22 protein-coding genes and 3 pseudogenes are annotated in these 26,368 nt (G+C 43.7%); 12 read left to right on the forward strand and 13 right to left on the reverse strand.

Features of this window, described 5'->3' with window-relative positions; genetic code table 11:
* Positions 1 to 59 precede the first annotated feature (59 nt).
* The 3 genes from BLO31_RS21935 to BLO31_RS21945 all read left to right on the forward strand — a co-directional run bounded on the left by BLO31_RS21935 (position 60) and on the right by BLO31_RS21945 (position 2,225).
* Positions 60 to 401, forward strand: coding sequence for a DUF3302 domain-containing protein (locus BLO31_RS21935; RefSeq protein WP_070971966.1), 342 nt, complete (start codon positions 60 to 62; stop codon positions 399 to 401).
* Positions 398 to 1,621, forward strand: coding sequence for an HlyD family secretion protein (locus BLO31_RS21940; protein ID WP_070971969.1), 1,224 nt, complete (start codon positions 398 to 400; stop codon positions 1,619 to 1,621). The genes BLO31_RS21935 and BLO31_RS21940 overlap by 4 nt, the downstream gene beginning before the upstream one ends.
* A 187-nt stretch (positions 1,622 to 1,808) precedes the next feature.
* Positions 1,809 to 2,225, forward strand: coding sequence for a VOC family protein (locus tag BLO31_RS21945; RefSeq protein ID WP_070971972.1), 417 nt, complete (start codon positions 1,809 to 1,811; stop codon positions 2,223 to 2,225).
* A 636-nt stretch (positions 2,226 to 2,861) separates the two neighbouring features.
* On the opposite strand, the gene BLO31_RS21950 is transcribed toward BLO31_RS21945, so the two are convergent.
* Both BLO31_RS21950 and nrtS read right to left on the reverse strand, forming a co-directional pair.
* Positions 2,862 to 3,770 (reverse strand): methyl-accepting chemotaxis protein, encoded by a 909-nt coding sequence (locus BLO31_RS21950; protein WP_070971975.1) that lies wholly within the window; start codon positions 3,768 to 3,770, stop codon positions 2,862 to 2,864.
* A gap of 9 nt (positions 3,771 to 3,779) precedes the next feature.
* Complete coding sequence (gene nrtS, locus BLO31_RS23355) at positions 3,780 to 4,022, reverse strand: nitrate/nitrite transporter NrtS (protein ID WP_084659990.1); 243 nt, start codon at positions 4,020 to 4,022, stop codon at positions 3,780 to 3,782.
* 139 nt (positions 4,023 to 4,161) lie between these two features.
* On the opposite strand from nrtS, the gene BLO31_RS21960 reads away from it, so the two are divergent.
* Positions 4,162 to 5,028: an AraC family transcriptional regulator gene (locus BLO31_RS21960; protein WP_070971980.1), complete on the forward strand. Its 867-nt coding sequence runs from the start codon at positions 4,162 to 4,164 to the stop codon at positions 5,026 to 5,028.
* Here BLO31_RS21960 and BLO31_RS21965 read toward each other — a convergent pair.
* The gene (locus tag BLO31_RS21965; RefSeq protein ID WP_070972179.1) at positions 5,025 to 5,654 is read right to left on the reverse strand and encodes a LysE family translocator; all 630 of its coding nucleotides are present in this window, start codon (positions 5,652 to 5,654) and stop codon (positions 5,025 to 5,027) included. The genes BLO31_RS21960 and BLO31_RS21965 overlap by 4 nt on opposite strands.
* A gap of 272 nt (positions 5,655 to 5,926) precedes the next feature.
* Here BLO31_RS21965 and nikA point away from each other — a divergent pair, with 272 nt between their 5' ends.
* From nikA to BLO31_RS21990, 5 genes are read left to right on the forward strand one after another with little or no spacing between them, the layout of a single operon-like run.
* Positions 5,927 to 7,480, forward strand: coding sequence for a nickel ABC transporter substrate-binding protein (gene nikA, locus BLO31_RS21970; protein ID WP_070971983.1), 1,554 nt, complete (start codon positions 5,927 to 5,929; stop codon positions 7,478 to 7,480).
* A gap of 46 nt (positions 7,481 to 7,526) precedes the next feature.
* A complete protein-coding gene (gene nikB / locus BLO31_RS21975; RefSeq protein WP_070971986.1) occupies positions 7,527 to 8,471 on the forward strand; it encodes a nickel ABC transporter permease subunit NikB in 945 nt (314 codons plus the stop codon).
* Positions 8,462 to 9,286, forward strand: a complete 825-nt coding sequence (gene nikC / locus BLO31_RS21980; protein WP_070971989.1) for a nickel ABC transporter permease subunit NikC — start codon at positions 8,462 to 8,464, stop codon at positions 9,284 to 9,286. Before nikB ends, nikC begins: the two co-directional genes overlap by 10 nt.
* A complete protein-coding gene (locus BLO31_RS21985; protein WP_070971992.1) occupies positions 9,286 to 10,044 on the forward strand; it encodes an ATP-binding cassette domain-containing protein in 759 nt (252 codons plus the stop codon). Before nikC ends, BLO31_RS21985 begins: the two co-directional genes overlap by 1 nt.
* Positions 10,037 to 10,861 carry an ATP-binding cassette domain-containing protein gene (locus BLO31_RS21990; protein WP_084659991.1) on the forward strand — a complete coding sequence of 275 codons (825 nt, stop codon included), beginning with the start codon at positions 10,037 to 10,039 and terminating at the stop codon, positions 10,859 to 10,861. Before BLO31_RS21985 ends, BLO31_RS21990 begins: the two co-directional genes overlap by 8 nt.
* A 77-nt stretch (positions 10,862 to 10,938) precedes the next feature.
* Here BLO31_RS21990 and cobA read toward each other — a convergent pair whose 3' ends face one another.
* From cobA to BLO31_RS22030, 8 genes and pseudogenes are all read right to left on the reverse strand, one after another.
* The gene (gene cobA, locus BLO31_RS21995; protein WP_070971995.1) at positions 10,939 to 11,694 is read right to left on the reverse strand and encodes a uroporphyrinogen-III C-methyltransferase; all 756 of its coding nucleotides are present in this window, start codon (positions 11,692 to 11,694) and stop codon (positions 10,939 to 10,941) included.
* A 108-nt stretch (positions 11,695 to 11,802) separates the two neighbouring features.
* Entirely contained in the window at positions 11,803 to 12,648 is an 846-nt protein-coding gene (locus BLO31_RS22000; protein ID WP_070971998.1) for a formate/nitrite transporter family protein, read from the reverse strand.
* A 100-nt stretch (positions 12,649 to 12,748) separates the two neighbouring features.
* Entirely contained in the window at positions 12,749 to 13,072 is a 324-nt protein-coding gene (gene nirD / locus BLO31_RS22005; protein ID WP_070972001.1) for a nitrite reductase small subunit NirD, read from the reverse strand.
* Between the two features lie 14 nt (positions 13,073 to 13,086).
* Positions 13,087 to 15,641 (reverse strand): annotated as a pseudogene (nirB, locus tag BLO31_RS22010) (nitrite reductase large subunit NirB).
* Between the two features lie 367 nt (positions 15,642 to 16,008).
* Positions 16,009 to 16,371, reverse strand: coding sequence for a hypothetical protein (locus BLO31_RS22015; RefSeq protein WP_070972003.1), 363 nt, complete (start codon positions 16,369 to 16,371; stop codon positions 16,009 to 16,011).
* Positions 16,372 to 16,397: 26 nt separating this feature from the next.
* Positions 16,398 to 16,781 carry a hypothetical protein gene (locus BLO31_RS22020; protein WP_245688553.1) on the reverse strand — a complete coding sequence of 128 codons (384 nt, stop codon included), beginning with the start codon at positions 16,779 to 16,781 and terminating at the stop codon, positions 16,398 to 16,400.
* On the reverse strand, positions 16,778 to 18,034 hold the full coding sequence (locus tag BLO31_RS22025) for an ABC1 kinase family protein (RefSeq protein ID WP_070972005.1): 1,257 nt from the start codon (positions 18,032 to 18,034) through the stop codon (positions 16,778 to 16,780). Before BLO31_RS22025 ends, BLO31_RS22020 begins: the two co-directional genes overlap by 4 nt.
* 2 nt (positions 18,035 to 18,036) lie before the next feature.
* Positions 18,037 to 18,750: a TetR/AcrR family transcriptional regulator gene (locus tag BLO31_RS22030; RefSeq protein ID WP_070972007.1), complete on the reverse strand. Its 714-nt coding sequence runs from the start codon at positions 18,748 to 18,750 to the stop codon at positions 18,037 to 18,039.
* A gap of 289 nt (positions 18,751 to 19,039) precedes the next feature.
* Here BLO31_RS22030 and BLO31_RS24975 point away from each other — a divergent pair, with 289 nt between their 5' ends.
* Both BLO31_RS24975 and BLO31_RS24155 read left to right on the forward strand, forming a co-directional pair.
* Entirely contained in the window at positions 19,040 to 19,171 is a 132-nt protein-coding gene (locus BLO31_RS24975; protein ID WP_281182305.1) for a hypothetical protein, read from the forward strand.
* A gap of 89 nt (positions 19,172 to 19,260) precedes the next feature.
* Complete coding sequence (locus tag BLO31_RS24155; RefSeq protein WP_245688562.1) at positions 19,261 to 20,178, forward strand: methyl-accepting chemotaxis protein; 918 nt, start codon at positions 19,261 to 19,263, stop codon at positions 20,176 to 20,178.
* A 116-nt stretch (positions 20,179 to 20,294) separates the two neighbouring features.
* On the opposite strand, the pseudogene BLO31_RS22040 reads toward BLO31_RS24155, so the two are convergent.
* Positions 20,295 to 21,385 (reverse strand): annotated as a pseudogene (locus BLO31_RS22040) (HD-GYP domain-containing protein).
* 95 nt (positions 21,386 to 21,480) lie between these two features.
* On the opposite strand from BLO31_RS22040, the pseudogene BLO31_RS22045 reads away from it, so the two are divergent.
* A pseudogene (locus BLO31_RS22045) lies at positions 21,481 to 25,424 on the forward strand (PAS domain-containing hybrid sensor histidine kinase/response regulator).
* Positions 25,425 to 25,768: 344 nt separating this feature from the next.
* Here BLO31_RS22045 and BLO31_RS22050 read toward each other — a convergent pair.
* Positions 25,769 to 26,140 (reverse strand): hypothetical protein, encoded by a 372-nt coding sequence (locus BLO31_RS22050; protein WP_070972013.1) that lies wholly within the window; start codon positions 26,138 to 26,140, stop codon positions 25,769 to 25,771.
* Between the last annotated feature and the right edge of the window lie 228 nt (positions 26,141 to 26,368).

Consider the following 26,368-nt stretch of genomic DNA (forward strand, 5'->3'; position numbering starts at 1 on the left):
CTACCAATAATTCAATTGCACGAAACAATACATGCCTCGCATTTTCTTCGGAGAACCAAATGAGTTTATTAAGCACCCCGTTTGTCGGCACTGCCGCAGACACTGGTTTACACATTGCCGCTACTGTAATTTTAATCGCGGTGGTCGCATCTGCTGCTTTTGGCTTCTGGCGTGTTCATGAGTTGCCAATCAATAGGGCCCATAGTCGCGACCATCATCAATTGGGGTTAATTACAGCACTCACTTGGATCGGCTTTGTGTGGCATTGGGTATGGGTTCTCGCCGTGATATTGGCTTTTGTCGACATAGATAAAGCGATCATCAACTTAAGGGATACATGGCGCCACGCGCCTCAGTCAAATCCATCTCAACACGGCAACCAAGAGGAGAAAGCACAATGATCGAAGGTTTAGCGATTTGGGCACTGTTTATCTATCTTCTTCGCTTGGTAGGTATGCCTTGGAACAAGTTTACACAAGCATTCTCTTATTTAGGCGGAGTGGCTTGGCTGTTATTTGTATGGGTTGGACTTATCAACTTCACGCCGATGGATATGTCTGGTGGTTCTGTTGTGCAGTCACCTCATATCCAAGTGCGTCCCGATTCTCCAAACGTGAAAGGCAAAGTAGAAGAAATCTTTATTCAGCCCAATCAAAGCGTGGTAAAAGGGCAACCTATGTATCGTATAGATGCCACTCAGTACGATATCGCACTGCAACAAGCGAGTACGGCTTTAGCCACCGCCGAAAGCGCTATTCGGGTCGCCAATGAAGAAGTCTCTATTGCCGAGTCTACCCACGCGACGCGTTTACAAGACATTGTGACTCTGCGAGCCAAGTTAGCCAACGCTAAAACAAACCTAGCCCATGAAACAAAAATGCTCGCTCGTTTCAAAAAGCAGAACACGGTGGTTAAGAACACGATTACGGAAAGCGACATAGACAAGCAATCCACGGCAGTTGCTAATGCTAAGCACCAAGTAGCAACCCTTGAATCTCAGCTCGAATCGGCAAGATTGGAAGCGGATAAGGCCCAGCTCGCCGTAAGCCGTTCGAAGACCTTAGTAGAGAGCAAAATAGCCGAATTTGGCAGTGCTGAACAAAAGCTTGCCAAGGCGCAGTGGGAGTTAGACAGCACGTTAGTTAACGCTCCGGCGGATGGGTTTGTGACAAACTTTATACTTCGTGAGGGTCAGCGCGTATCTATGGTGCCTAGATTGCAAATGTACACCGAAGAGAAATACGTGCTTATGCGAGTCAATCACCAAGCAATACGCAACGTGAAAGAAGGGCAAACCGCTGAGTTCGCTTCTTCAGTTTATCCTGGAAAAATTTTCTCATCGCAAGTAGAAGGTATAGTAGAAGCCACCGGTGAAGCGCAATCTAACCTATTGGGCATCGACCAATCTGTTAGGAGTACAACCGGAAAAAACCTGCAGAACAAACACCATTTTGTGCGACTAAAAATTAACGAACCCGAAGGCTATGACATACCCGTGGGCTCAGTCGGCTTAGCGTGGGTAAGTGGAGAAAAACCTGTAGGTTTTCTCTCTTTTCTCGACGTTATTCGCGGAATTATTATTCGCATGAAATCTCAGCTCTACTTCTTTTATTCGATATAGTCTTAGCACTGCTGACACAAGCTGACAGGGCCCTTTGTTAACCTTGTTTAATAAAGGGCCCTATTGTGATTTTTGCCCATGAGCCAGCCGAGATTGCTCGTCTTCTTGAACGACTCGTTTTAATCCAAGCCTGTGAAAATCGCGTTTGGGGCGCATTGTTGCTACATCCGAAAATGGAGGACAGACGATGATTCAAGTAAACAGTGTTTTTCAGGTATTTATCATAGAAGATCTTAAGGATGCAAAAACCTTCTATCAAACGCACTTTGGTTTTCAACCTGTGTTTGAAAACGAATGGTATCTGCACCTCGCCAGTCAGAGTGGTATTCAGATTGCTTTTATGTTGCCTAACCAACCAACGCAACCCAACTTTTTCCAGGCCAAACATACGGGTGACGGTGTTATCTATAGCATTGACGTGGAAGACGCTAAGCTCGCTTATCAATACGCCACAAAAAATGATTTAAATATTCAACTAACACTGAGAGACGAGGATTGGGGGCAACGCCACTTTGTCGTTCAAGATCCTAATGGCCTATACGTTGATATAGCTCAAGCCATCGACGCAACTGATGACTATAACAGCGGATACATCAAGCAGTAGAATACAGCGTTTCGAACCATTGGAGATACCTTGCCAGTGGTTCGTTTCCTTAATCTCATCGCCCTAACTTGAAAATAACCAAATAGAAGAAATAACAAGATTATCACAAGCGTATGTCTACTCAATTAAAACTCATCATTTTTTATTAACCTAGATCAAATATGACGATAAACTTCCCTATTAGAAATCGAAGTTAGTTTTATTTAATATGAACTAATTATGAATTAAATATGACAGATAATATTTTCCTATTGAGATATCCAGACTTACATTCCGTTTGCAAGATATCGACAGGTAAAACTAGGCCACAAGGAACACTGCGTGCTAAGAAACACTCACACAAAAATATAAATAAGAATTATTATTGAGTCCATACAATAAAAATATAACGAAACAATTATTCCGGTTAAATAACAATCAAACGAACAGCAAAATATAGACAGAAAACTATAGAAAATTTAGAATAATTCTAAGTGGAGTTAATATAAGAAGTATTTCAAATTCATGGACAATAAAAAGCCACAAAGCAGAGCACTTATTTTACTTTATATCTTTATTATTTTCGCACCTGGCGTCATGGTTGGGTATTATTTCAGCTAGATTAGCCGTTAGTTTCAGCTAATCTAGCCCGTTGCACTAACTCACTGATTGAAGGGTTTCTAACTTGTCAGTGATTTCTCTTGCTAACTCATGGTTCGCCGAAGACAGTGCAACTGCCGTTTTTGTGTCTTCTACCAGTTGAGCCATATTGTTCTGAATTTGATTCGAATCACTTAACTGAGATTGAACACTTTGAATCACATTCTCGACAGACGCCTGACTGGTACCCGCCATCTCAACTAAGTCTTCCATATTGGCCGCAGTTTCAACGGCGATGTCCGCACCAAAGTTGATCACTTCTTCAATGTCCTTTTGCTTATCGAGAATCTGAGCAGATACTCCCATGATGCCATTGATTTCATTGGTGATTTTATCTGCTGAATCCGTTGCTGTAGTTGCAAGCACTCTCACTTCATCCGCTACCACTGCAAAGCCTCGGCCATGCTCTCCGGCACGCGCCGCTTCGATTGCTGCATTAAGTGCCAGTAGGTTGGTCTGCTCTGCAATGCCCTTGATTGCATCAACCAACTGACCAATATTGTGATTATTCTTGTCTAATGACGCCAAAAGTTCGGTAAATTCAGCAATCTGCTGCTTACTTCCTTGAATCTGGTCTGTAAGCTCTCTTAGCTTAGCAATTGTGTTGGTGGCAGTTTCTGCCGTCGATTTTGCTGCTTCAAAAGACTCAGTGGACAACGCGTCTATACTGGTAGACTGACTGATAAAATCTTCTATCAGCTGTGAACTATGCGAAATCGCTTCTAAGCGGCTTGATGACGCCGAATGCACGTTCTTCGCATTGTTGTATATGGTGTTGGCTTGGTCTTTTGGATTATCTGCAAGTAGTGTTTGATACCTGCGCTCTACTTCTTCTAACTGAGCTAGACGCTCTTTTGAAATAATCACCTGATCATCAGCGATACTTGGTTTAAACAGTTTTAACATAATCGTCTCTTAGCAATTAGATTCCATTTTGGCAGTAACACCAGCAAAAGTTGACACACAGAAAGGCACCATATACGTCAAAAGTATCTTGCTTATTCTTGTTGCATCTAGTTCTGCTGCCAATATCGCATCACCGTGGTTGATGAACATCAGTATTGTACCTACCACCAGCGCCACCTTAAGTGAACGTTTAGCTATCGATATGGATAAGTTAGAGATAAACGACCGTATATACGAGTTCCCCGAGTCCATATTGGTTTCCCATGTTGTGACTAAGTGTAAAGCTCAACATGATCACACCTACAAGTGATTCACATTGAAGCGGTTTGAATAACTATCTATACACTAACTGAATATTTTCGTACGATAAATAACTATGAGTACTTAAAACATGCCCGATCGTACAAATATGGACGCCTTCTCAACACTAATGCAACATTTTAACCTCGAAGCCAGTGTTTACAATAACTCTCGACTCAGTGGTGATTGGAACGTGCACAAGCTAGGTAACGGTCGATGTGGGTTCCATATGATCACACATGGCTGTTGCCACCTTTCGGTAGGGGATGAGATAAATACCACCCTTGAGTATGGTGATCTAGTGATCTTTACCGCGGAAGTGGAACACCAGCTTTACGCTTGTCCTCAGGTACCTGCCTCCGATACTGGTCTTCTCTGTGCCAACGTCAACTTTAGCCATGTTGGCAGTAAGATGATCCTCAATGCTCTGCCTAAAGTGTTTGTCGTCAGGAGCGAGAGCAACCATCAGTGGGTAGAAGCGATACAATCTATGTTGCTGAGCGAAAACACCCAAACGAGCTTTGGCACAGACGTTATCCTTAATCGCCTATCAGAACTTGTGTTTATCTACGCGTTGCGACAAGAACTAGAAGCTAAATCTGAGCAAATAGGTTTACTCGCACTTTATAAACATCAAGGCATTAACCAAGTCCTCACCGAAGTCCACAATACCCCAGAAGCCAGTTGGACTGTTGAATCCATGGCCTCTTTCGCTGCAATGTCGCGTACGAGGTTTGCCAATTTATTTAAACAGCTAAGTGGCTGGACGCCAATGGAATATCTTACTTGGTGGCGGATGCAATTGGCGTGGTCAAAACTCCAAGCGGGGCACAAAGTCTATCAGGTTGCCCAGAGTTCTGGTTATCGTTCAGAAGCGGCGTTTTCAAGGGCCTTTTCACGTCACTTTAAAGTATCAGCGCAGGACGTAAAAAGGCAAATCAAATCCGAGCTGGCTTAACGGCTACTGATGGCTAATGCCACACCAGAGCCAATAAAAGTGGTACCAATTACGCGATTAAACGCTTTTGACCAACGCGCCTTAGAAAACAGTCCTACCAGCTTCTGGCCACCGACCGCGTATAGCATGAAGCTACTAAACGCCGACAATCCACAGATCAACGTCAATGCGATAGACTGCGCATAGACGTTTTGCGTTGGATCCATAAATTGGGGCATCACGGCGGTAAAGAAGATAATGGCTTTTGGGTTACCCGCGGCAATAAGTGCTGACTGCATAAACATACGTTTGAGCGAGGTTTGCTCTCTGTTTTGGGCTACCGCGTTCGCATCAGCCAGTGTTTGCTTAGAGAGCAAAAAGGTAATCCCTAAATAAAACAGATATGCAGCACCGGCCCACTTTACAGCTGCGAACAAAGTCTCAGATGCAACCAGTACGGCCCCCAAACCAATAACGGATATCGAAGCTTGAACTAAGGTTACCACCGTATTGCCCATTGCTGATGCAAGTGTGCGTTTTACCCCAAAAAACATCCCGTGCGTGAGTGCCAAAATCATGTTTGGCCCCGGGATAATTGAAATAATGAACACGGTAAAGGTGAACATTAGTAAAAACTCTAACGACATAGCGATTCCCTTCTCAATACTTCGATAAACCAACATCAGTTCACCAAGCTGACAAGGATCACATAGCCGGCGGCTTACTTCAACGTTATATAAACTTAATTTACTGATTATTAGGGAATATTATTCTGGTCACATCGCCACCACTCTGTATCCATTTGTAACAAGACTTATCGAGATATTACTCCCACCCTCAATGCATTCTGTTGACTATGTCACTGTTTAAATGATATTTATTATCAATTGGAACGTTATAACTTTTCGACGGATATAAAATGAAAATTCTAAAAACAATAGCATTAGCAGTGATTTTTGGTGTTACCGCTTCTGCTGCTCAAGCTCAGATTAATTTTTCTTGGAGTGCTAACGCGGGGCCACTCAACCCGCATCAAACTTCTCCAAACCAGATGTACGCTCAAGCTATGGTTTATGAACCGCTTGTTCGCTATGAAAAAGGGGGAACACTAAGACCTTGGCTAGCCGAATCTTGGGAAATACTGGACGAAGGTACACGCTACCGCTTCCACATCCGCAAGGGTGTTAAGTTCTCAAATGGTGAAGACTTTAACGCTGCTGCAGTAAAAGCCAACTTTGAACAGTTACTTAAAAACATTAATAAGCACCGTTGGTTAGAGTTTGTTAACCAGATGGAAACCATCACGGTTATCGATGAGCACACGGTCGACCTCAAGCTAAAAAGCGCTTACTACCCTGCTCTGCAAGAACTGAGTTTAGTTCGTCCTGTTCGCTTTATGGCGCCGTCGGCAATGCCTGAAGAAGGACACACTGGACAAGGTATCAAAGCGCCTATCGGTACTGGTCCTTGGATGCTAAAAGAGTCGGTTCTTGGTGTAAAAGACGTCTTTGAACGCAACCCTTACTACTGGGGTGAAAAACCAAAATCCGAGACGGTTGAAGTCGCTGTGATTGCCGATCCTAACGCGCGTGCTCTTGCCTTTGAAAGCGGCATGATCAACATCATTTACGGTTTAGAAGGTCAGATTTCACCGGATACTTTCGAGCGTTTTACTCTGCAAAAGAATCTTCACACTTCTCTGTCTGACCCTATCTCTACTCGTCTTATCGCCATGAACTCGGCGCGTAATGCGACTCAAGAAAAAGCGGTTCGCGTTGCGATCAACCACGCTCTTGACCGCGCGGCGATCTCAAAAGGCATTTTCTACGGCACAGAAACACCAGCGGATACTTTGTTCGCTAAGAACGTTCCTTACGCCGATATTGACCTTAAACCTTATCAATATGACCCACAGCTAGCGGCAACCATTTTGGAGCAAGCGGGTTGGCAGGTTCAAGATAATGGTTACCGCGCAAAAAGCGGTAAGTCGTTAACGGTAGAACTGGTTTATCACGGCCATGATGCGAACCAAAAAGCCATTGCCGAAGTACTTCAGGCTAACCTGAAGAAAATTGGTGTTGAGCTTAAGCTTGTCGCTGAAGAGCGCAGCCGCTTCTACAAGCGTCAAAAAGGCGGTGAGTTTGACCTGATCTTCAACAACACTTGGGGTGCACCATATGATCCGCATACGTTTATGAGCGGAATGCGTCGTCCATCTCATGCGGATTACATGGCTCAGGCTGGTCTACCAACTAAAGCAGAAATCGATAAGACTATCGACGCCATCTTGGTAAGCACTAATGAAGAAAAACGTCACGCCCTGTACAAAAAGGTACTGACTACTCTTCATGAAGAAGCGGTTTACCTGCCTGTTACTTACTTGCGCATCACTGGCGTATCGTCAGAGAAACTAGGCAAAGTAACTATGGGTGCTACCGTTTTCGATATTCCTTTCGAACAGATGGGCAAATAAGCAAAAATCAACGATGCCGGCTCTATGAGCCGGCTCAGGATCCAATATGTTAAGCTTTATAGTACGCCGCCTACTCTTAGTAATACCTTTACTTTGGGCGGTGTCTTTGATCATATTTCTCTTTCTCCGTCTAAGTGGAGCTGAGCCAGCGCTAGCTTATCTGCGCGCCAGCAACATTCCACTAACTGACGCTTCTATTGCCGAAGCAGAGCAATACTTAGGACTAGATAAGCCGTTATGGCAGCAATACACTGACTGGTTTACTAGTGCCGTCCAAATGGATTTTGGCAACTCGTATATGACTGGCCGCCCCGTCATTGACGATCTCATGTATTACTTACCTGCGACGTTAAAACTCGCCTCGTTCGCGCTATTGATCACTTTGGTTCTTTCGATTCCTTTGGCCATTTGGGCTGCTCGATACAGAGATAAGTGGCCCGACTTTACCATTCGCGGATTGGCGTTTATTGGTGTTTCTATTCCCAACTTTTGGCTTGGTTTCCTACTGGTGCTCCTGTTTTCAATTCACCTGCAATGGTTACCACCTATGGGCTACGGCGGACTTAGCCACATGCTTTTACCCGCAGTGGCCATCGCCTTTATGTCGCTGTGTATCAATGCCCGTTTATTAAGAGCGAGCATGTTAGAAGTTCAGGGGCAACGACATGTGCGATATGCGTTAATACGGGGTATCAAAGCCCGTAAAGTGGAACGCAACCACGTTTTGCGCAACAGTCTACTTCCTATTGTTACCGCTGCTGGTATGCACATTGGCGAACTTATCGGCGGTTCGCTGGTTGTTGAAAGCATCTTTAGTTGGCCGGGTGTCGGTCGTTACGCCATCACAGCAATCAGTAACAACGACTACCCTATTATTCAATGTTTCACACTTATGATGACGACAATTTTTATCCTGTGTAACTTGGTGATCGATATTCTTTATGCATGGCTTGATCCTCGTATTCGACTGGAGGCCGCAGAATGTCAATAATCAACCGTTACTCAATTAGCGCACTTATTGGTGGATTTTTTCTAATTATCCTTATTGCTGTCGCGCTGTTTTCTCCTTGGATTAGTCCCTATGACCCTAACGCCATCGACCTTAGCCAGCGCTTACAAGGGATGAGTGCCGAGCATTGGTTGGGCACTGATCACCTTGGTCGCGATATGTTCTCTCGTTTAGTGAGTGCCACGTCAGTATCCTTGGGAGCCGTGTTCGCCACACTCTCTTTAATGCTTGTTATCGGTGTTGGATTGGGCGGCTTAGCGGGCTTTGTCGGTGGACGTGTCGATCAAGTGATAATGCGTACTTGTGACGTCTTTATGACCTTCCCTACTGTGGTATTGGCGCTCTTTATGGTGGCCTTACTCGGTACGGGTATGACCAACGTCATCATCGCTATCGCAGTCACGCACTGGGCATGGTATGCGCGTATTTCTCGCAGCTTAGTCTTGTCTATCAGACATAGTGATTATCTACGAGCGTCTCGACTAGCCGGAGCCCCTGCAACGGTCAGATTTCGCGTTCACATTCTGCCCAACATCTTAGTACAGCTGATGGTACTTGCCACTCTGGATATCGGCCACGTTATGCTGCACGTTTCCGGTCTGAGTTTCCTAGGTTTAGGGGTTGAATCGCCAACACCAGAATGGGGAGTAATGATCAATGACGCCCGCCAATTTATCTGGACCAACCCAATGCTTGTCATTTGGCCGGGGTTAGCCATCTTAATCAGTGTTATGGCATTTAACCTTCTCGGCGATGCTCTTCGCGACAAACTTGACCCTAATCTGGAGCACAACTAATGAGACTCGACATTAAAAATCTAGAAGTTTCTGTTCGCGAACAGATTTTGGTTAGCGATATCAATCTCACAGTAGAAGCGGGAAAAACTCTGGCTCTTGTCGGTGCCAGTGGTAGTGGTAAATCTGTCACCTGCTCTTCGATTTTTGATCTGCTTCCAGCAGGTTTAAAAGCCAAAGGTGAAATGTTGCTCAATGGCGAACCAATTGAGGCAAAAGCCCTTCGCGGTAAGACCGTTAGCTGTATTATGCAAAATCCATCCAGTGCATTTAATCCACTGCAAACCATGCAAAAGCACGGTTTAGAAACCATGTTAGCCAGTGGGAAGGAGTACAAGCGCGCCGATCTAATTAAGGCAATGGAAGACGCAGGCCTTGAAGAGTGCGATGATTTGCTGGATTACTATCCGTTTCAGATGAGTGGCGGTATGCTTCAGCGCATGATGATCGCTCTTGCACTTGTCACTGGCGCCCCCTTCCTAGTCGCAGACGAACCCACTACGGATCTTGATTTAGTGGTGCAATCTCATATTCTCTCGCGTATTGAAGCCATCAGTAAAGAAAGAAACTTGGGCGTGCTTTTAGTTACTCACGACTTTGGCGTTGTGGCACGTCTAGCAGACGAAGTTGCTGTCATGTCTGAAGGGCGAATTGTTGAGCGCGGTGACGTTCACTCTATCTTTAGCGATCCTCAGCACCCTGTCACTCAATCTTTGCTCGATGCACATCTGTCACTCTATAAGGAGGCGACTAATGGCTGATTTTATTTCAGTAAACAATTTGCAAATGGTTTATGGCGGCCAAGGCATGTTGCGAAAGCAAAAGCTCAAGCAAGTTCTTAGCGATATCAACCTGACAATTTCTGAAGGTGAATCCGTCGCTTTAGTAGGCGCAAGCGGCAGTGGTAAAAGTACTCTTTGTCGACTTATGCTTGGCTTAGAAACGCCAACCAGCGGAGATATCATTTGGCAAGGCAAATCCTTGCGCGATTTTAAAGACGAGGACTGGGTGGATTATCACGGCAACGTGCAACTGGTGTTTCAAGATGCCATTGCTGCGGTTAACCCAAGGCAGAGCATCCTTCAAATACTCTCCGAACCCCTTCGCTATTTGAGAAAACTTTCAAAGACACAAATTCTCGACGAAGCGACTTTACTACTTAAGCAAGTGGGATTGGATGAAAAGGTGCTCAATCGAAAAGCTGGACAGCTTAGTGGTGGACAACTGCAACGTGTCGGTATCGCCAGAGCATTAGCGGCAAAACCTAAGTTAATCGCGCTGGATGAGTCTTTATCAAGCTTAGATCTAGTCTTGCAACAGCAAATGATCGCCTTGTTGAAATCGATTCAAAAAGAGTCTGGTACTTCCTTCCTACTGGTCACTCATGACTTGAGGTTAGTTGACCTTTTCTGTCAGCGCGTCATCGTACTCGACAGTGGAAAGATCGTCGAAAATCGTCAAGCAAATGCCAGTGAACCTTGGCAAAGTGAAATGGGTAAAACGTTAAATGCTGCGATTTTACCTGCCAGACCCAAGAAACCCGAAGTAAAACAAGAGGCCGAATCTCAGGTCGCTTAATCTAACAGCGGTATTACTTTAAGCCTCTTATATTTCTCTCTCCCCCATAATGAGGGAATATAGGAGGCTTTTTCACGTTAAAACCACTTCAGTTTGTCGTGTAAAGAGGTGACATTGCCGACAACAATGAGTGAAGGACTTACGGCGTCTTTTGCCATAGCCGCCAAATCTTTGAGTGGGCCTGTAAACACTCTCTGCTCTTTACGCGTGCCATTTTCGATAATGGCGCAAGACATGTTTTCATCCAAACCTGTTTCTAACAGTCTGTCTCGGATATAACCGCTCTGTTTCAAACCCATATAAAAAACCAAAGTGTTGTTTGATTGCGCCAGAGCGCGCCACTCAATTTCACGGCCGTCTTTTTGCACGTGTCCTGTAATAAACTGTACACTTTGCGCGTGATCTCTATGCGTCAATGGAATGCCCGCATAAGCGGTTGCGCCTGCTGCAGCCGTTATACCGGGAACCACTTCAAAACGAATTCCGTTATCGGCAAGTTCTTCAAGCTCTTCCCCTCCTCGACCAAAAATAAACGAATCGCCACCCTTTAAGCGCACGACATTTTTTCCTTGTTTGGCCTTTTCTACTAAGAGCTGGTTGATTTGGTCTTGGGGAACGCAGTGATAGTCGAGTTTCTTACCAACGTAGATCATCTCGGCATCTTTTGCGGCTAAGGCTAGGATTTCTTCAGAAACCAAACGGTCGTAAACCACTACTTCGGCTTGTTGTATCACTCGATGCCCTTTGACAGTTAATAGGTCAGGGTCGCCGGGGCCAGCCCCTACCAAAGAAACAAAACCGAGCCTATTTTGCGAGAGATCTTGAGTGCTCATAACAACGCCTATGAAGTGTAAATTAGATATAACGAGTCATTCTTTCTAAAACTGACTTGTTATAGCCAAGAGAAGAGCCCCATCGATAGCAATGGGGCGATAAACTGCTTACTTAGATAACACAGGCTGCGCGTCAATTTCTTCTTCTACATCAATAGAAGGCGCTGTTTTTACGTGAGTGAGGTATAGAGGAATGCAAGTGAACACCAAACCACCAACAATGTTACCCAAAATGGTTGGTACAAGGTTGTAGTTTAAATATGTCGCTAGGCCAAAGTCAGCACCTAAAATCATACCAAGTGGGAACAGGAACATGTTCACAACTGTATGTTCAAACACTAGGGCGAAGAAGATAAAGATTGGCAACCACATCGCGGCAACTTTGCCCGATACACTTTTTGAGGTCATATTGCCAATCACCGCTAAACACACCATTAAGTTACAGAAAATACCGCGTACGAAACAGGTGATCCATCCATCCATACCAAGGTTTTCAAAGCCGACAGTGCGGGCTGTGGTCACGGCAATAAACTTGTTTACAACTGCATTGGGTTCGATAGAAAAGTTGTTGGTTAACGAAACTGCTACAAGAAATGCCACAATTAACGAACCGATTAAGTTACCCAAACCGACAAGTCCCCAACAGCGGAAAATTCGACCCCAAGTAATACCCGGACGGTTTTCAAATTTGGCTAGCGGAGCCAGACCAAAAACACCAGTTACTAGGTCGTAACCCATTAGGCTTAGAATGACAAAACCAACTGGGAACACCAGTGCGCCCACGATACCGATACCGGTTTGAACGATAGTAGTGATGGCCACAACAACAGCCAACGAAAGGATGATCCCTGCCATTGTACCGCGCAAAAGCAAATCGCGTGTGCTGGTTTTCGTTTTCGCTTCACCGATGTCAATCATGGTTTGAACGAACTCTACAGGCTTTAATGCAGACATAAATGTGTCCCTATTCAAAAGTGGAAATTAAAAAGTTGAAATCGAATAGTGAAAGGTTCGCTGCCTATACAGACAGCAAGCCTTTAAGCTATTCAATCTCTTACGCTGAGATCTGAACCTCGCCAGAGATCACTCTAGTTTGATACGCCTTGATGCTAAACTGCTCGTCTTCCAAACAGACACCTGTCTTCAAATTGAATCTTTGCTTTTTGAGCGGGCTTGCTACCCATAACTCATCTTGGTGTTCGACGATCAAGCCTCTCGATAACACGTTCGATTGATAGAAGGGGTCCATGTTGCTGATAGCAAATACCGACTCTTCTTTGTTTGGTCGAAAAACCGCTACTTGCTCGCCTTCTAGCAGAGCACATACGCCAGTACCCGGGATGATGTCGTCGATATTACAGATTGTGTTAAATGTCATTGCTCAGTTCCTCTCTACACTAACTCAACATGAAGGATGTCACCCTTGGCTTCTGGGTGTTTTTCAGAAAACTTCGCCGGACGGTGTTGCGCGCGTTCATTGACGAACTGAACGTTGTCATCGCGCTCATTAGAGTTAATAAAGTGAGAGAAGCGCTTGTGCTGACTTTCGTCGTTAACCGTCTCAGTCCATTCACATTGGAACTCTTCTACTAACTTAGCAACATCTGCTTCTAGCTGGTCATTGATTCCAAGCTTGTCTTCGACAATCACTTCTCTTAAGTAGTCCACGCCACCTTCCATGTTTTCCATCCAAACTGACGTGCGTTGCAGTGGCGCAGCCGTGCGAATGTAGAACATCATAAAGCGGTCGATATATTTGATTAGCGTTTCTTGGTCTAGATCGCTTGCTAGTAAATCGGCATGGCGAGGTTTCATACCACCATTACCACATACGTACATATTCCAGCCCGCATCAGTCGCAATAATACCTAAATCTTTGCCCTGAGCTTCTGCACATTCGCGAGTACAACCCGACACACCAAACTTCATTTTATGAGGCGTTCGAATGCCTTTGTAACGATTCTCCATCAGGACACCTAGCCCTACCGAATCTTGTACGCCATAGCGACACCAAGTCGAGCCGACACACGTTTTTGCCATGCGAAGTGCTTTGGCATAGGCCTGACCTGTTTCGTACCCCACTGCGATCAATTTTTTCCAAATCGCGGGTAAATCGTCTTTTTGCGCACCAAACAAACCGATGCGTTGAGCGCCCGTCACCTTAGTGTATAGCTTGTATTCATCTGCAACTTCAGCAAGTACTTTTAGAGCTTGAGGTGTGACTTCGCCACCCGGCATTCTAGGAATTACTGAGTAAGTACCGTCTTTTTGAATGTTACCCAAGAAGTTGTCGTTGGTGTCATGCAGCTTAACCAACTGCGGCTTAAGGATATGCTCACCCCAGCAAGAAGCGAGTATAGAACCGACCAGAGGTTTACACACCTCACAACCATATCCTGAACCATACTTGTCTAGCAGTTCTTCGAACGTTTTGATCTCTTCAATACGGATCAGGTGGAACAACTCCTGACGGGAGTACGGGAAGTGGTCACACACATCGTTTTTCACTTCAACGCCTGCTTTTGCAAGCTCTGCATTGAGTACTGATGTCACCAGTGGAATACAACCACCACAACCTGTCCCAGCGCCAGTAACCGCTTTAATATCACCAATAGTGTGGTGACCTTGCGCAACTGCTTCTGCAATTTTTCCTTTGGTCACATCAAAGCAAGAGCAGACTACTGCACTTTCTGGCAAAGAATCGGCTCCTAACGTTGGTTTTTCAGCGCCTGCGTGGGCCGGAAGAATCAATGCATCGGGATGTTCAGGTAAATCGATTTCATTCAGCATTAGCTGAAGAAGATCACCATAGTCAGAAGTATCGCCAACCATCACTGCGCCAAGCAGTTTTTTGTTGTCTTGAGAGACAATTAAGCGTTTGTATACTTCCAGTTCTTGATTTTGATAAACGTAGTTTTTGCAACCTGGAGTGCGCCCGTTTGCATCGCCAATCGAGCCCACTTTAACGCCGAGCAATTTGAGCTTTGCAGACATGTCCGCGCCTTCAAATTGGCTGTCATTACCCAACAAGTGATCGACGCAACGGTTGCCATTTTATAGCCTGGCGCTACCAACCCATAGAAGGTTTCATTCCATGACGCACATTCACCAATCGCGTAAATGTCTTGGTCTGAAGTTTGGCAGTGATTATTGATCGCAATACCACCGCGAGGGGCAACTTCTAGCTCCATTTGACGAGCCAGTTTGTCTTGTGGGCGAATACCAGCAGAGAAAACAATAAAGTCCGTCTCTAGTTCAGTTCCATCTGCGAAACGCATGACATTGCGTGCATTTGTACCCTCTGGTGCAATCTCAAGTGTGTTTTTACTGGTGTGAACTCGTACACCCATGCTTTCTATTTTTTCGCGGAGTTGATTACCGCCGGCTTGGTCAAGCTGTTCTGCCATTAGTTTTGGTGCAAACTCAACCACATGAGTTTCCACACCCAGAGCTTTTAGTGCACCTGCCGCTTCTAGGCCTAATAGACCACCACCGATAACCACACCTATTTTGCTCTTCTTGGCGCTAGCTTCAATCGCTTTGAGGTCTTCAATGGTTCTGTATACAAAGCAGTCTTTGCTTTCTCGGCCCTTAATAGGAGGAACAAAAGGATATGAGCCAGTCGCCATGATCAGTTTGTCGTATTGAATTTCGCGACCAGAGCTTGAATAAACCGTGTGCTTTTCTCGATTCACATTGATTGCGCGCTCACCAATGAGCATATTGATGTCATGCTTCTGGTAGAAACCTTCTTTTACTAGTGACAGTTCGTCGGCAGTGTGATGGGAAAAGTAAGAGGAGAGGTGGACGCGGTCGTAGGCGACTCTTGGTTCTTCACAAAAAACAGTAATCTCATATTGAGAGACATCTGTTTTTTCAACTAGGTCTTCAATGTAACGGTGTCCTACCATACCGTTACCAATAACGACCAGCTTCAACTTGCTCATAATACTTCCTAAGGGTTAGGTTCTTATCTGAGCCAATTGTTAATTGTGAAAGAAAAAGAGTTTATGATGTAAATCAATTACAGATATAAACTACCCTAAAGGGGTAGATCGCGGGGATATTCGTGTTAAAGTTGAAAATTTGTTACACACTTGGATTAATCATTCTTTAATTATTGAAATGTTATTAATCACATCATTAATAACCTGAAAAGTGTGAGAACAAGGCCGCAAAACGATATTTTCCTGTTGTAAGCGAAAGTAGGAACGCATAGGAAAGCTATGAAGTGTTCTGCGGTGTGGAGTGCAAGTTACCTTCTCATTGGCTATGGGGTTTAGACGGTCTTTCTCACCCAAATGGTTTGGTTCTTCACAAAAAGCCCCAAATAGGCGACAGCAATACAAGTTCTGTTACTACAGCTACAAAGATACCCTCATTGACGACACCTCTATTCCACTCGTAAAAACCTAGAATTGCCAAACCTAGCATGACAATAACCATAATCATGGACAAACTGCTTTTTCCATAGCTGTCTTTGATACCTATACCAGAGAGACAGAGTAACCCCATTCCCAACATAAAAATTGATGTTCTCTTGGCAATAAAGTTAGCCTCAAGTGTGCTTTCTAACCCTACATCGGCCAAGAAAGCGTCTGGAGAGAACAATAACAGTGAGAACAAATAGGCAAACAGTAGCGCGGTAAGCAAGCACACCCATTTAAACACATTCATAAACCACTCCTTAGCATGGCGTTAAATCAAACTAGACAACCTATTAGCCCCAATACACCAATCGGCATTAGCAATATGGATTGTGGTAAAACAAACCAATGTTTATGAGGGAACAAATATCGGCAAACGGCCACAAAAGTGAGAGCAGAAAGTACAAACTGGACTGAAATCAAGCCAATAAGCGTTAGATTCAACGGTTCAAAGCCAGCCCATAACAATGCCAATGCGTAGACAAACAGCGTGATGCTTACCATGTGCCAACAGGCAAACAAAACACCCTTTACACCTTTGTCCATCGACACTTCTAAAAAAGGTTCAACAATTGTTTTTTGCCCTGCAAGCAAGTGAACAAAAGCGGTAAAAGTACAAAGTAAGCCCGCAACAAACCACCACCCGTTGATTATTGTCATAGTTTTTCCTCCAAATTAAACGTCACTTTAGCCTTTGCCGTCTGACATATTTGCAAATAGCCAAACAGCACTCTTTCAATAAAGAGGATGTTTTGATCTATGCGGAATGGCACTTTTTCTCCGTGGAAAGCTTTATAGGCCAGCTCCATTCCTTGCACTATGTACTCATCGTGCTCCGAAAAGTCGAAGCCTACTTGCTGCAGCAAGCTCGATTTCCAAGTCACGAACTGGCTAAACAACTCATCCGTTGTGGTACTCCAATATTCGTTTGATTCAGGAAAATAGAAGTGATTGTAGTAGTGGTGAATTTTTTCTAGGTCTTTATCTCTAAACGCCTTGAGCATTGATAGATAACGCTGCTGAGCTTCGGTATTAGCAGGTTGAACACAGCCGAAATCAATCAGTGTCACCTTGTTGTTATCGTCAATGATAAAGTTGCCTATGTTCGGATCGGCGTGTAAGTGGTAGCCTTGTTTTAGCGACTCTACAAACAAATCGATCAGTGACTGACAAACTTGGTTACGAGCTTGTTGGGATGGATTGCTTTCTAACCATTTATCTAAGTGTTTTCCCTCGACCAGTTCTGACACCAATACCGTCTTGGAGCTAAGCTCAGGTAACACGCGCTGAACACCAATCTCTGTTAAACCTAACTTATCGAAATATTGGCAAGATTTGATTTCGTGAACGTAATCCACTTCTTCTAGCAAGCGGGATTCAATTTCAGGAAGGGTATCAGCAATTTCGTATTGCTTAGGAACAACTTTTAGCAGTTGCTTTAGGATGCCAAGATCGCTTTCTATCGTCTGAGCGATGCCCGGGTATTGAATCTTGACCGCTAGTTCCTCGCCATCTTTACTTATCGCTTTATGCACTTGTCCAAGGCTTGCAGCGGCAAAGGGTTGGCTATCAAAACGGTCAAACACTTTCTCTGGCTTGTCCCCTAGCTGACTGATGATTATCTTTCTTACCAGCGCTCGATTGATCCCCGGCGCTTGATAACAAGACTTTGCTAGCTGCTTTCTAAAATCCGGCGGTAGATAGGCGTGCTCGTTGCTCAACATTTGCGCCACTTTCAAACCTGCACCTTTTAATTTGGAGAGCGCTTCAAAGATCAGTTGTCCCATCTCTCCATCTAACACTTGATTGTGGCGACCGCTCAGTTTCTTTTTTAAGCTTTTCCCGCTCGCTTTAACCAAGGTTTTGGCGATCACACCACTGCGTGCTAGCTTGGTAACCGGAATATCAGCCATACCTATCTCCTACTGATTTTTCGAACTGAGGTCAGGGCCCTTGTCATATAATCGAAACCTGAGAACATGTGATGGCGGAATAAGAAAGTGAGCATATCACCAGCTCGGTTAATCACTCCGCTTTCCATAACAGTTACAATCAAAGCGGTACTTAAATCAATGAGTTGAGTGGTTTGGGTAAAGTCTTCCGAATCGTCTTTTAACCAGTAGATGACTACGCCCAAGTAGTAGTCCCAAAAAAGTGTTTCAATAAAACCACTTCCTGCTTGTGGCTCGATTTCATCTTTTTGAACTGCGTGATCTAAATACTCAGAAAACGTATCAATGGTTTTCTGCCTGAACCCCGAAATCGCTTTTGAGCGTAGCGAAGGCGTCATAAAGGCAATTTCGACGGCTTCTTCAACAAACTCTCTATGCGCAAGTAAGATTGTCAAGTTGGTCTCTAGCAGACATTGTACTTTCTCTTGCAAAGAGAAGTGCTCAAACTCATCTATCTGTTCGACTTCACTCAACGTTTCATCAAAAACTTGCTCAAAATAACCAACTAAGATTTTGTCTTTATTGGTGAAGTAGTTGTAAATGGTTGCATCACCAACTTCCGCGGCTTTGGCAATCATGCGCATGGACACCTTTTGATATCCCTTGTCTGACATTAGCTCTACAGCGGCTTGGATAATTTTCTTCCGGACTTTTGCCTTTTTATTGGTGATTTTCATCTACCTACCCCAAATGTGAAAACACTACAATTATAATTGATCACAAACCGACATAAATCAATAGCATCTTCACTTTTATCTTAAGATCAATAGACGAGAGTGAGTATTAGACAACGAAAACCACTAGCTGGTACTAGTAACAATACTGATCGTTGCTATCTTGTATTTCAGTCATATGAAATAAGACTCATTTTCTTGCTGTTAAAAACAGAGCTGTCTAAGCTTTTTAGTTAGATATAAAAGATTAAATACAAAAACTAGTTGGCTAAAACTCGAAATAGGAAGGCTTATGTTCCGCACAACAGAAAAACTAGAGATCGCTTTAGAGCAGATCCATAACAATGAAGAAATTGAGGTTAGTTCAATCCCCAAAAGCTACGCCCATCAATTGTTTCCATTCACCAAAAACTTGGCGATCTAAACACCCGAATCGGTTTACACCAAAATAGCGAGGCCCAACTCAGCCTGTATCAAAATCACGCCGGTGTCGGCTTATGGGATTGCGAAATCATTAATGGTGACGCTACAGACGCGAACAGCAGATGGTATTGGTCGCCAGAGTTTCGTCGCTTACTCGGATACCATTCAGAATCTGACTTTCCCGATGTCATGGACAGTTGGTATGGGCTTCTCCACCCAGAGGACCGAGACCAAACGACAGCCAAGTTTGTCGAGCACGTATCGGACACAAGTGGAAGTACACCTTACGATGTGGTTTATCGACTCAAACACAAGACCAAAGGCTGGCGCTGGTTTCGAGCCGTCGGTGGTACAAAGCGCGACGCTTCGGGACAAGGTGTGCGAGTGGCAGGATCCTTGATTGATGTACACGATGTAAAAACTCAAGAAATAGAGATAGAAGAGGCGCGTAATAATCAGTCTGATCTTATCTCCCTAATTACGAGCAAAATTGGCGAGGTGAACTCCAATGCTAAAGAGATTCACAACAGCTTAGAAGAGATCTCTCAAAAGTCGGTAGAAGCAGAAAAAGTCGCTCAACAAGGTGTCGAACTGCTCGCTAAAGTTGAAGCCGTGCTAAAAGAGGTGAAACAAGTCAGTGACTCGATAGACCTTGAGCTGGTTAATATCCAAGACATTGCCGATAAAACTAACTTGCTTGCCCTTAATGCTGCCATCGAAGCCGCAAGGGCTGGTGAACAAGGGCGCGGTTTTGCCATAGTGGCGGATGAAGTGAGAACTTTGGCGAGTACTTCAAGCCAAGCGGCAGATCGAATCACGAGCCAAGTTCAAAAGTCTAATGCAAGCATTAATAATTCTGCCAGTGCTATTTCTACACTTATGGATACCCTATCCTCTTCGGTAGAATCTTCTCAGGAGACCAAAGAAGGTATCAGCCTTGTGACCGCAAAAGTAGAAGATCAGAACGACTCGCTTAACTACTTGGTCACAACCGCCAATGGTCAGTAATTGAATCGATGGGCTAGTAGGGTTGCTAGCCCATTGCTGGTTTTTTGCCGCGTGAGAGTGTAAATAGCTCCCGCTATCTAAGCGGTAGCTATCGTTAGAAAGGGAGTAAATTGCTTTCAATCTTTGAACTCATCAGCAATCTTAATGAACAAGTCTTCCTGACTTAGAAACGCCTCAATGACCTTGGGGTCAAAATGCGTTCCGTTTCCATCCATGATAATTGCTTTGGCTTCAAAATGACTCATAGGCTCTTTATATACCCTTCTGCATCTCAATGCGTCATACACGTCAGCTAAAGCCATCAACCTTGCACTAAGAGGGATATCTGAGCCACTCAGTCCATTTGGGTAACCACTGCCATCCCATTTTTCATGGTGGCCATAAGCAATTTCCTTTGCAACCGTAATCAAATCATTGTGCGCACCAGAAAGTTGCTCTGCTTTTTCAAGAGCATGCAGCCCTAATACTGGGTGGCTTTTCATGATCTGGAACTCATCCTTCGTGAGTGACCCCGGTTTTAACAAGATAGAATCAACGATGCCTACCTTACCAATGTCATGTAAAGGGGCCGCTTTAAAAAAGGTATCAATCATCTTGGGTGACAAATAAGCTTGATAGTCGGCTTCCTTCGCTAGTTGCTCTGCCAACACTTTGACATAGTGTTGAGTTCTGATTAGGTGGTTGCCTGTTTCTGGGTCCCTAGTCTCGGCGAGACTGGCCAGAGCAAAAACCACAGCGTCCTGCATTTTATCGACATCATGAGAGCGTTTTACCACTTCACGTTCAAGCCTTACATTCTGGTTTAAGAGTAAGTCTTTAGAGCGTTTATTTTGTAGATGCGTTTTTACTCTCGCTCTCAGCAAAGGTATGCTAACGGGTTTATGAATATATCGATCGCGCCAAGTTCAAAACCTAACTTTTCATCTGCAAGTAAGCTTTTCCCAGTTAGAAATACAACGGGTATATCGTTGTACCTCAAGTCGCTTTTAAGCTGGCGAATAACGTCGTAACCTGAAAGTTCAGGCATCACAACATCAAGCAGGATGAGATCAACAGGGAATTTTTTTAAAATATGAAAAGCCAATTCACCTGTTTTTGCTGCTTTGACGTGATACAAATCGCCCAAACCCTGAGCCATCAGAGCTAGACTATCTGTCGAGTCATCAACGATTAGTACCGTACAATCACTTAAATCTTCAAGAGGCATGAGCCATCCTCACGAAATCGATCGGTTTTCTTCTACACTTTACTTTAGATAGTAGTTTATTTTTATAAAAGTACTCTGTTCAGAGGAAGTTACGGATGCCTACCTACACCATACGTTCGCTCTTTTTCGGGCTCTTTTTAATAATGGGGGTTTGCGCCACCAGCATGCTAGTCGTTACCCAGCGACTTTCCGAACTACGACAAGAAGTAGAGCAGTATCAGACTGACCTATATGCGTTTTATCGACTGTCTCAAGAACTGAAGCAGAGTTCAGATCATCTCTCAAAGTTTGCTAGAGCCTATGCGGTAACTGGAAACGAATACTGGAAACGACTCTTTGATCACGTTTTGGATGTCAGAGAAGGAAGAGTAGAAACACCCCAACACAGTGATTACGAATACTGGGACCTAATTTCCACACAATCTCATTTTGACCGCGAAGTGAGCGAGAGCATATCCCTGTTAGATAAAATTCGTGAATCGGGAATCAGCAGTACTGAGTATCTAGACCTAAAAAACGCACTCATGCTAAGTAACGAACTCGTTAAACTTGAACGAGCAGCGTTCGAAGCGATAAAACGTGATAAACCCCGTCATCTTGGAAGTGATAAAAACGCACTAAAAACTGAAATGACGCTAGCCCAGTCACTTTTGTATGGCGAAGAATACTTCTCTGAAAAATCAAAAATTATGAAAGCGATTGGTTCGGCTCATCAGTCTATCCTTACTCGAATCCTATCAAACATTGAAAGAGCAAAAGAAAAATCGCGGCAACAGACAAACATATATAGTGGTTTGGGGGCGGTATTAATATTCAGCATCATCCTCTCGTTTGTTTTGTTGTGGCGACTTTACATCAAACCCCTCACCCTCCTCCAAAACACCGTAGTAGAACAAGTAAAGAACAAGGATTTCGATTTTACCATCAAACATAAAGCCTACGCCGAACTGCAACAGTTTATTCAAAGTTTAAACACGGTATTTCATCATATCTCGTTGCAACTGAACCAAAATACACTGGTGAAAGACTTCAATATCATTTTGCGCACAAGCCAGTCCATCACAGAATTAGGCCATGAGGTCGGACAATTTTTACTTCGTCGGTTTCCCATCCATCAAGTCAGCCTTTATCTCTATCAAGACAACAAACTCGTTCGCGTCGGTGGTTCGGGCAACGATGCTGAAAACCCTACAAATATAACCGACACCACTACTACACAGATGAGTGTATTATTGTCAGGTAAGCCCTATAGTATGAAGTCACTCGGCGATAAATACACCGCGAAAGTAGGTCATGGCTTACTTAAATTAAATGAAATTTACTTTTTTCCGCTTTGCGTTAATGACAAACCAATCGGACTATTAGAACTCGCAACGTCAAAAAACCTGTCAGAAACACAATATCAGTGGTTAGTACAAATTTTGGACGACTTAGCAGTCAGTGTTCAGTTAACTCAAAACATAGAGTTTCAAAGACAAGCCGAGCAAAAAGTACTGGAGCAATCGCAGCTCAATCAAGAGATCTTAAACGCGACCCCAAACCCCATGTACTGTTTATCTCCAAAAGATCAGTTTCTAACTATCAATGCTAAGTTCATTGAACTCGTCGGATTGCCCGAAGAGCAAATTATCGGTAAAAGTCCAAAAGAGCTGTTCCATTCTAAAGACGTAATTAAACTCATTTCTGAAACCCATAAGGCACTCATTAAAGAGCGAACTTCAAAAACCTATGAACTGACATTGGAAGATGCTCAAAAACAGCCAAGAGAAATACTGGTGTTTGAAGCTTCATTCAACAATGTCCAAGGGGAATTTGGCGGTATTGTTGGGATCTTATTGGATATGACAGAGCGCAAGCAAATGGAGTCAGAGCTGCGGCAAGCGAAGGAAACCGCCGACGCATGAGTCTAGCCAAAGGAGAGTTTTTGGCTAACATGAGCCACGAAATAAGAACACCAATGAATGCCATTCTTGGTATGGCTCATTTGGCACTCAACACCAAACTCGATCAATCTCAACGTAAGTACCTCAATCGAATTAACGAATCTGCCAAAAACCTGTTGGGGATCATTAATGACATTTTGGACTTTTCGAAAATAGAAGCTGGAAAACTAACTGTTGAATCTATCGACTTTAACATAGATGAAGTGTTCGAAAATCTAGTTCACGTTGTTTCTTTTAAAGCACAAGAAAAGGGAATTGAGTTTCTTCTAGATATCGATCCGAAAGTACCCAATAACCTAATAGGAGACCCTCTGCGTCTAGGACAAGTACTAATCAACTTATGTGGAAATGCCATTAAGTTTACCGAGCGAGGCGAGGTCGTTGTTTCCGCCGCTGTCGATTCATTAACCAGAAACAGTGTCACTATTCAGTTCAAAGTTGTAGACACTGGTATTGGTATCAAAAAAGAGCGAATCCCCGAACTATTTAACCCTTTCTCTCAGGCAGATGGCGGGATAACACGAAAATTTGGTGGCACTGGACTGGGGTTAAGTATCAGCCAACAACTCGTAGAACAGATGGGAGGTAAAATTTGTGTAGAAAGCACTCTAGACTCAGGAAGCGATTTCAGCTTTACCGCTACCTTTGGACTTCAGGAAGCAAAAATGCGAGACATCTACGGACCCGTAAGTCATTTGGAAGGTAAAAAAGTACTGGTTGTTGACGACAATGATTCCGCAAGAAGCATCATGTTATCGCTACTCAATGCCATGCATTTTCAAGTCACTTCTGTCAGTAATGCCTATGAAGCAATGGATGAGATTGAAAAGAAACACTTTGATATGTGGTTTGTCGATTGGAACATGCCTGGTATGAATGGTCTTGAATTTTTTCAGGCGGCAAAGAACAAAAAGCTCGACGATGACGTTAAGAGGTTTTTGGTCACCGCATATGGAAGAGAAGCCTCTTCAGACAGACAAGAAAAGCTAGTGGATGGATTGATCATCAAACCCGTTAATCCATCGAATCTCCTAGATGCAATCATGGATAGTTTTGGTATTGAACATGCAGTTAGACCCACTTGCTCCTCTCATCACAAGCCTCCTATATTGCGTAATAAAACACTATTGATTGTCGAAGATAACGAAATTAATCAGGAAGTTGCGCTAGGCCTGCTTCAGCCAACCCAAGCCAAAATTAAGATAACAAACAATGGGGAGGCAGCACTTAACTACCTTGAACAAAACCCTGTAGATCTTGTATTGATGGATATGCAAATGCCAATAATGGATGGGCTAACAGCAACCAATTTAATAAGATCCAATAAAAAATGGCAGAGTATTCCAATTATAGCGATGACTGCGAATGCAATGAAACAAGATATCGAACAGTGCCTTGATTCTGGGATGAACGGTCACATAGCTAAACCAATAAACATAGATACACTGTACCAAATACTAGAGCAGTATTTAGGCGGTGCTGGTGACCAATCAGAAACACTCACAAACACAAAGCATAGTGAAAACAAGACTCTCACAATAAACGGAATCAATCTAGCGCAAGCCATAGACAACATAGGTGGCGATGAAAAAAACTACTACTCAATACTAAAACGGTTTATACAATTGCAAATTAATGAATACCCTAGTTTTAAAGATGCAATTGAAAAAGAACACTGGGAGCTGGCCGAGAGACTCGCGCATACGCTGAAAGGAAGTGCTGCGAACTTGGGCGTATTTGAGCTATCTAAAATGGCAGCGGTATTGGAAAGCCGCATCAAAAATCGCGACATCAATGCCATTCATGATTTGGATGCCTGCAAAGAGTACATTCACACGTTAAAAAAGCAGTATGGTCAATGGGAGAAAGTACGCCCAACCGAACCAGAGGGCAAATGTGATGAAGCGGAAGCGCTATACGAAACCTTAGTATCATTAGTAAAAAACTACGACGTAGGCGCCGTAAACTTAATCAAAGACGCGAAACACTGTGATATGTGGACAGACGAGCAAAAACAGCAACTTATCGATGCAATAGAAGCGTTTGAGTTTGAGCTTGCCGATCACTTGTTGACTCAGTTTCCCAAACCACACTAAAAAACAGCCTTTACACAACGAGATGCTAATATCAAAGCGAGATATCGCTATTTCAGTGTGCGAATTCAGACCCGATCTGACAGTTACCCACTTTTCGATTCGGTACATGTCAGATTATAACTGGTCTAGATTCTTTTCAGTCCAAATTGATATACCACCACATAGTGTTTCTATAGATCTTTTGCCTTTGGACTTTTTTCTTCTATAACTGCAATGATAGTTCTGTCAATTAGGCGCCAGAATCCCTTGAATCTAAAGTCTGTGTTTTTGACCAACGTTGAACTGATACTGTCTGTAGATGCCACCTATCTGATCGTACTTTTATGACAAGTGGAGTATAGTCTTTAACTATTAAACTTACTGCAAGCCTTATAAACAAGGGCTTGGAAGTCTTTTACCGTGGCGTCGCTTCTCAGTTTCGGCTCTAGCTCCTCTTCATCAAAATAAACTATAGGGTCCACCACATCTTCATCTCTGAGCTTTATAGCGTGTGCTTCTTCAAGCTCAACCACTACATTGAAAATTGATAGTACATCGACCGAAAACTCTTGTTGATAAAATGTTTTATCTACTGCAATCGCATCAACAGTAACGTTCGAAGTTTTGGCTAGATACTCTAATACTTGAGCGCTAGCGCTCTGACAATCAGTAGCAAGCGCGAGATTAGAATAAAGAACCACTACAACTGATGATAAAGCTAACTTAAGAGAGCCCATTCTTACCTCTTTAATTCCTAACAACCTGTTAATTTTATAAAAATTACCATTACACAATATTAAACAGGGAGGAAGTGATAGGCTTTGTTAATCTGGTAATCTTTGGGTTCAGCTCAACGAAATCTAGCTACCTTTACTAAAGGTTGAGTGATTAATGCGGTGGAGTTCTTGTTAGGCGTGTGCTGTCAGTGTTTTCTCTGAATATTAATTGAGGGGTCACGTAGACGA

The organism is Vibrio sonorensis, assembly GCF_001854765.1.
Lineage (GTDB): Bacteria > Pseudomonadota > Gammaproteobacteria > Enterobacterales > Vibrionaceae > Vibrio > Vibrio sonorensis.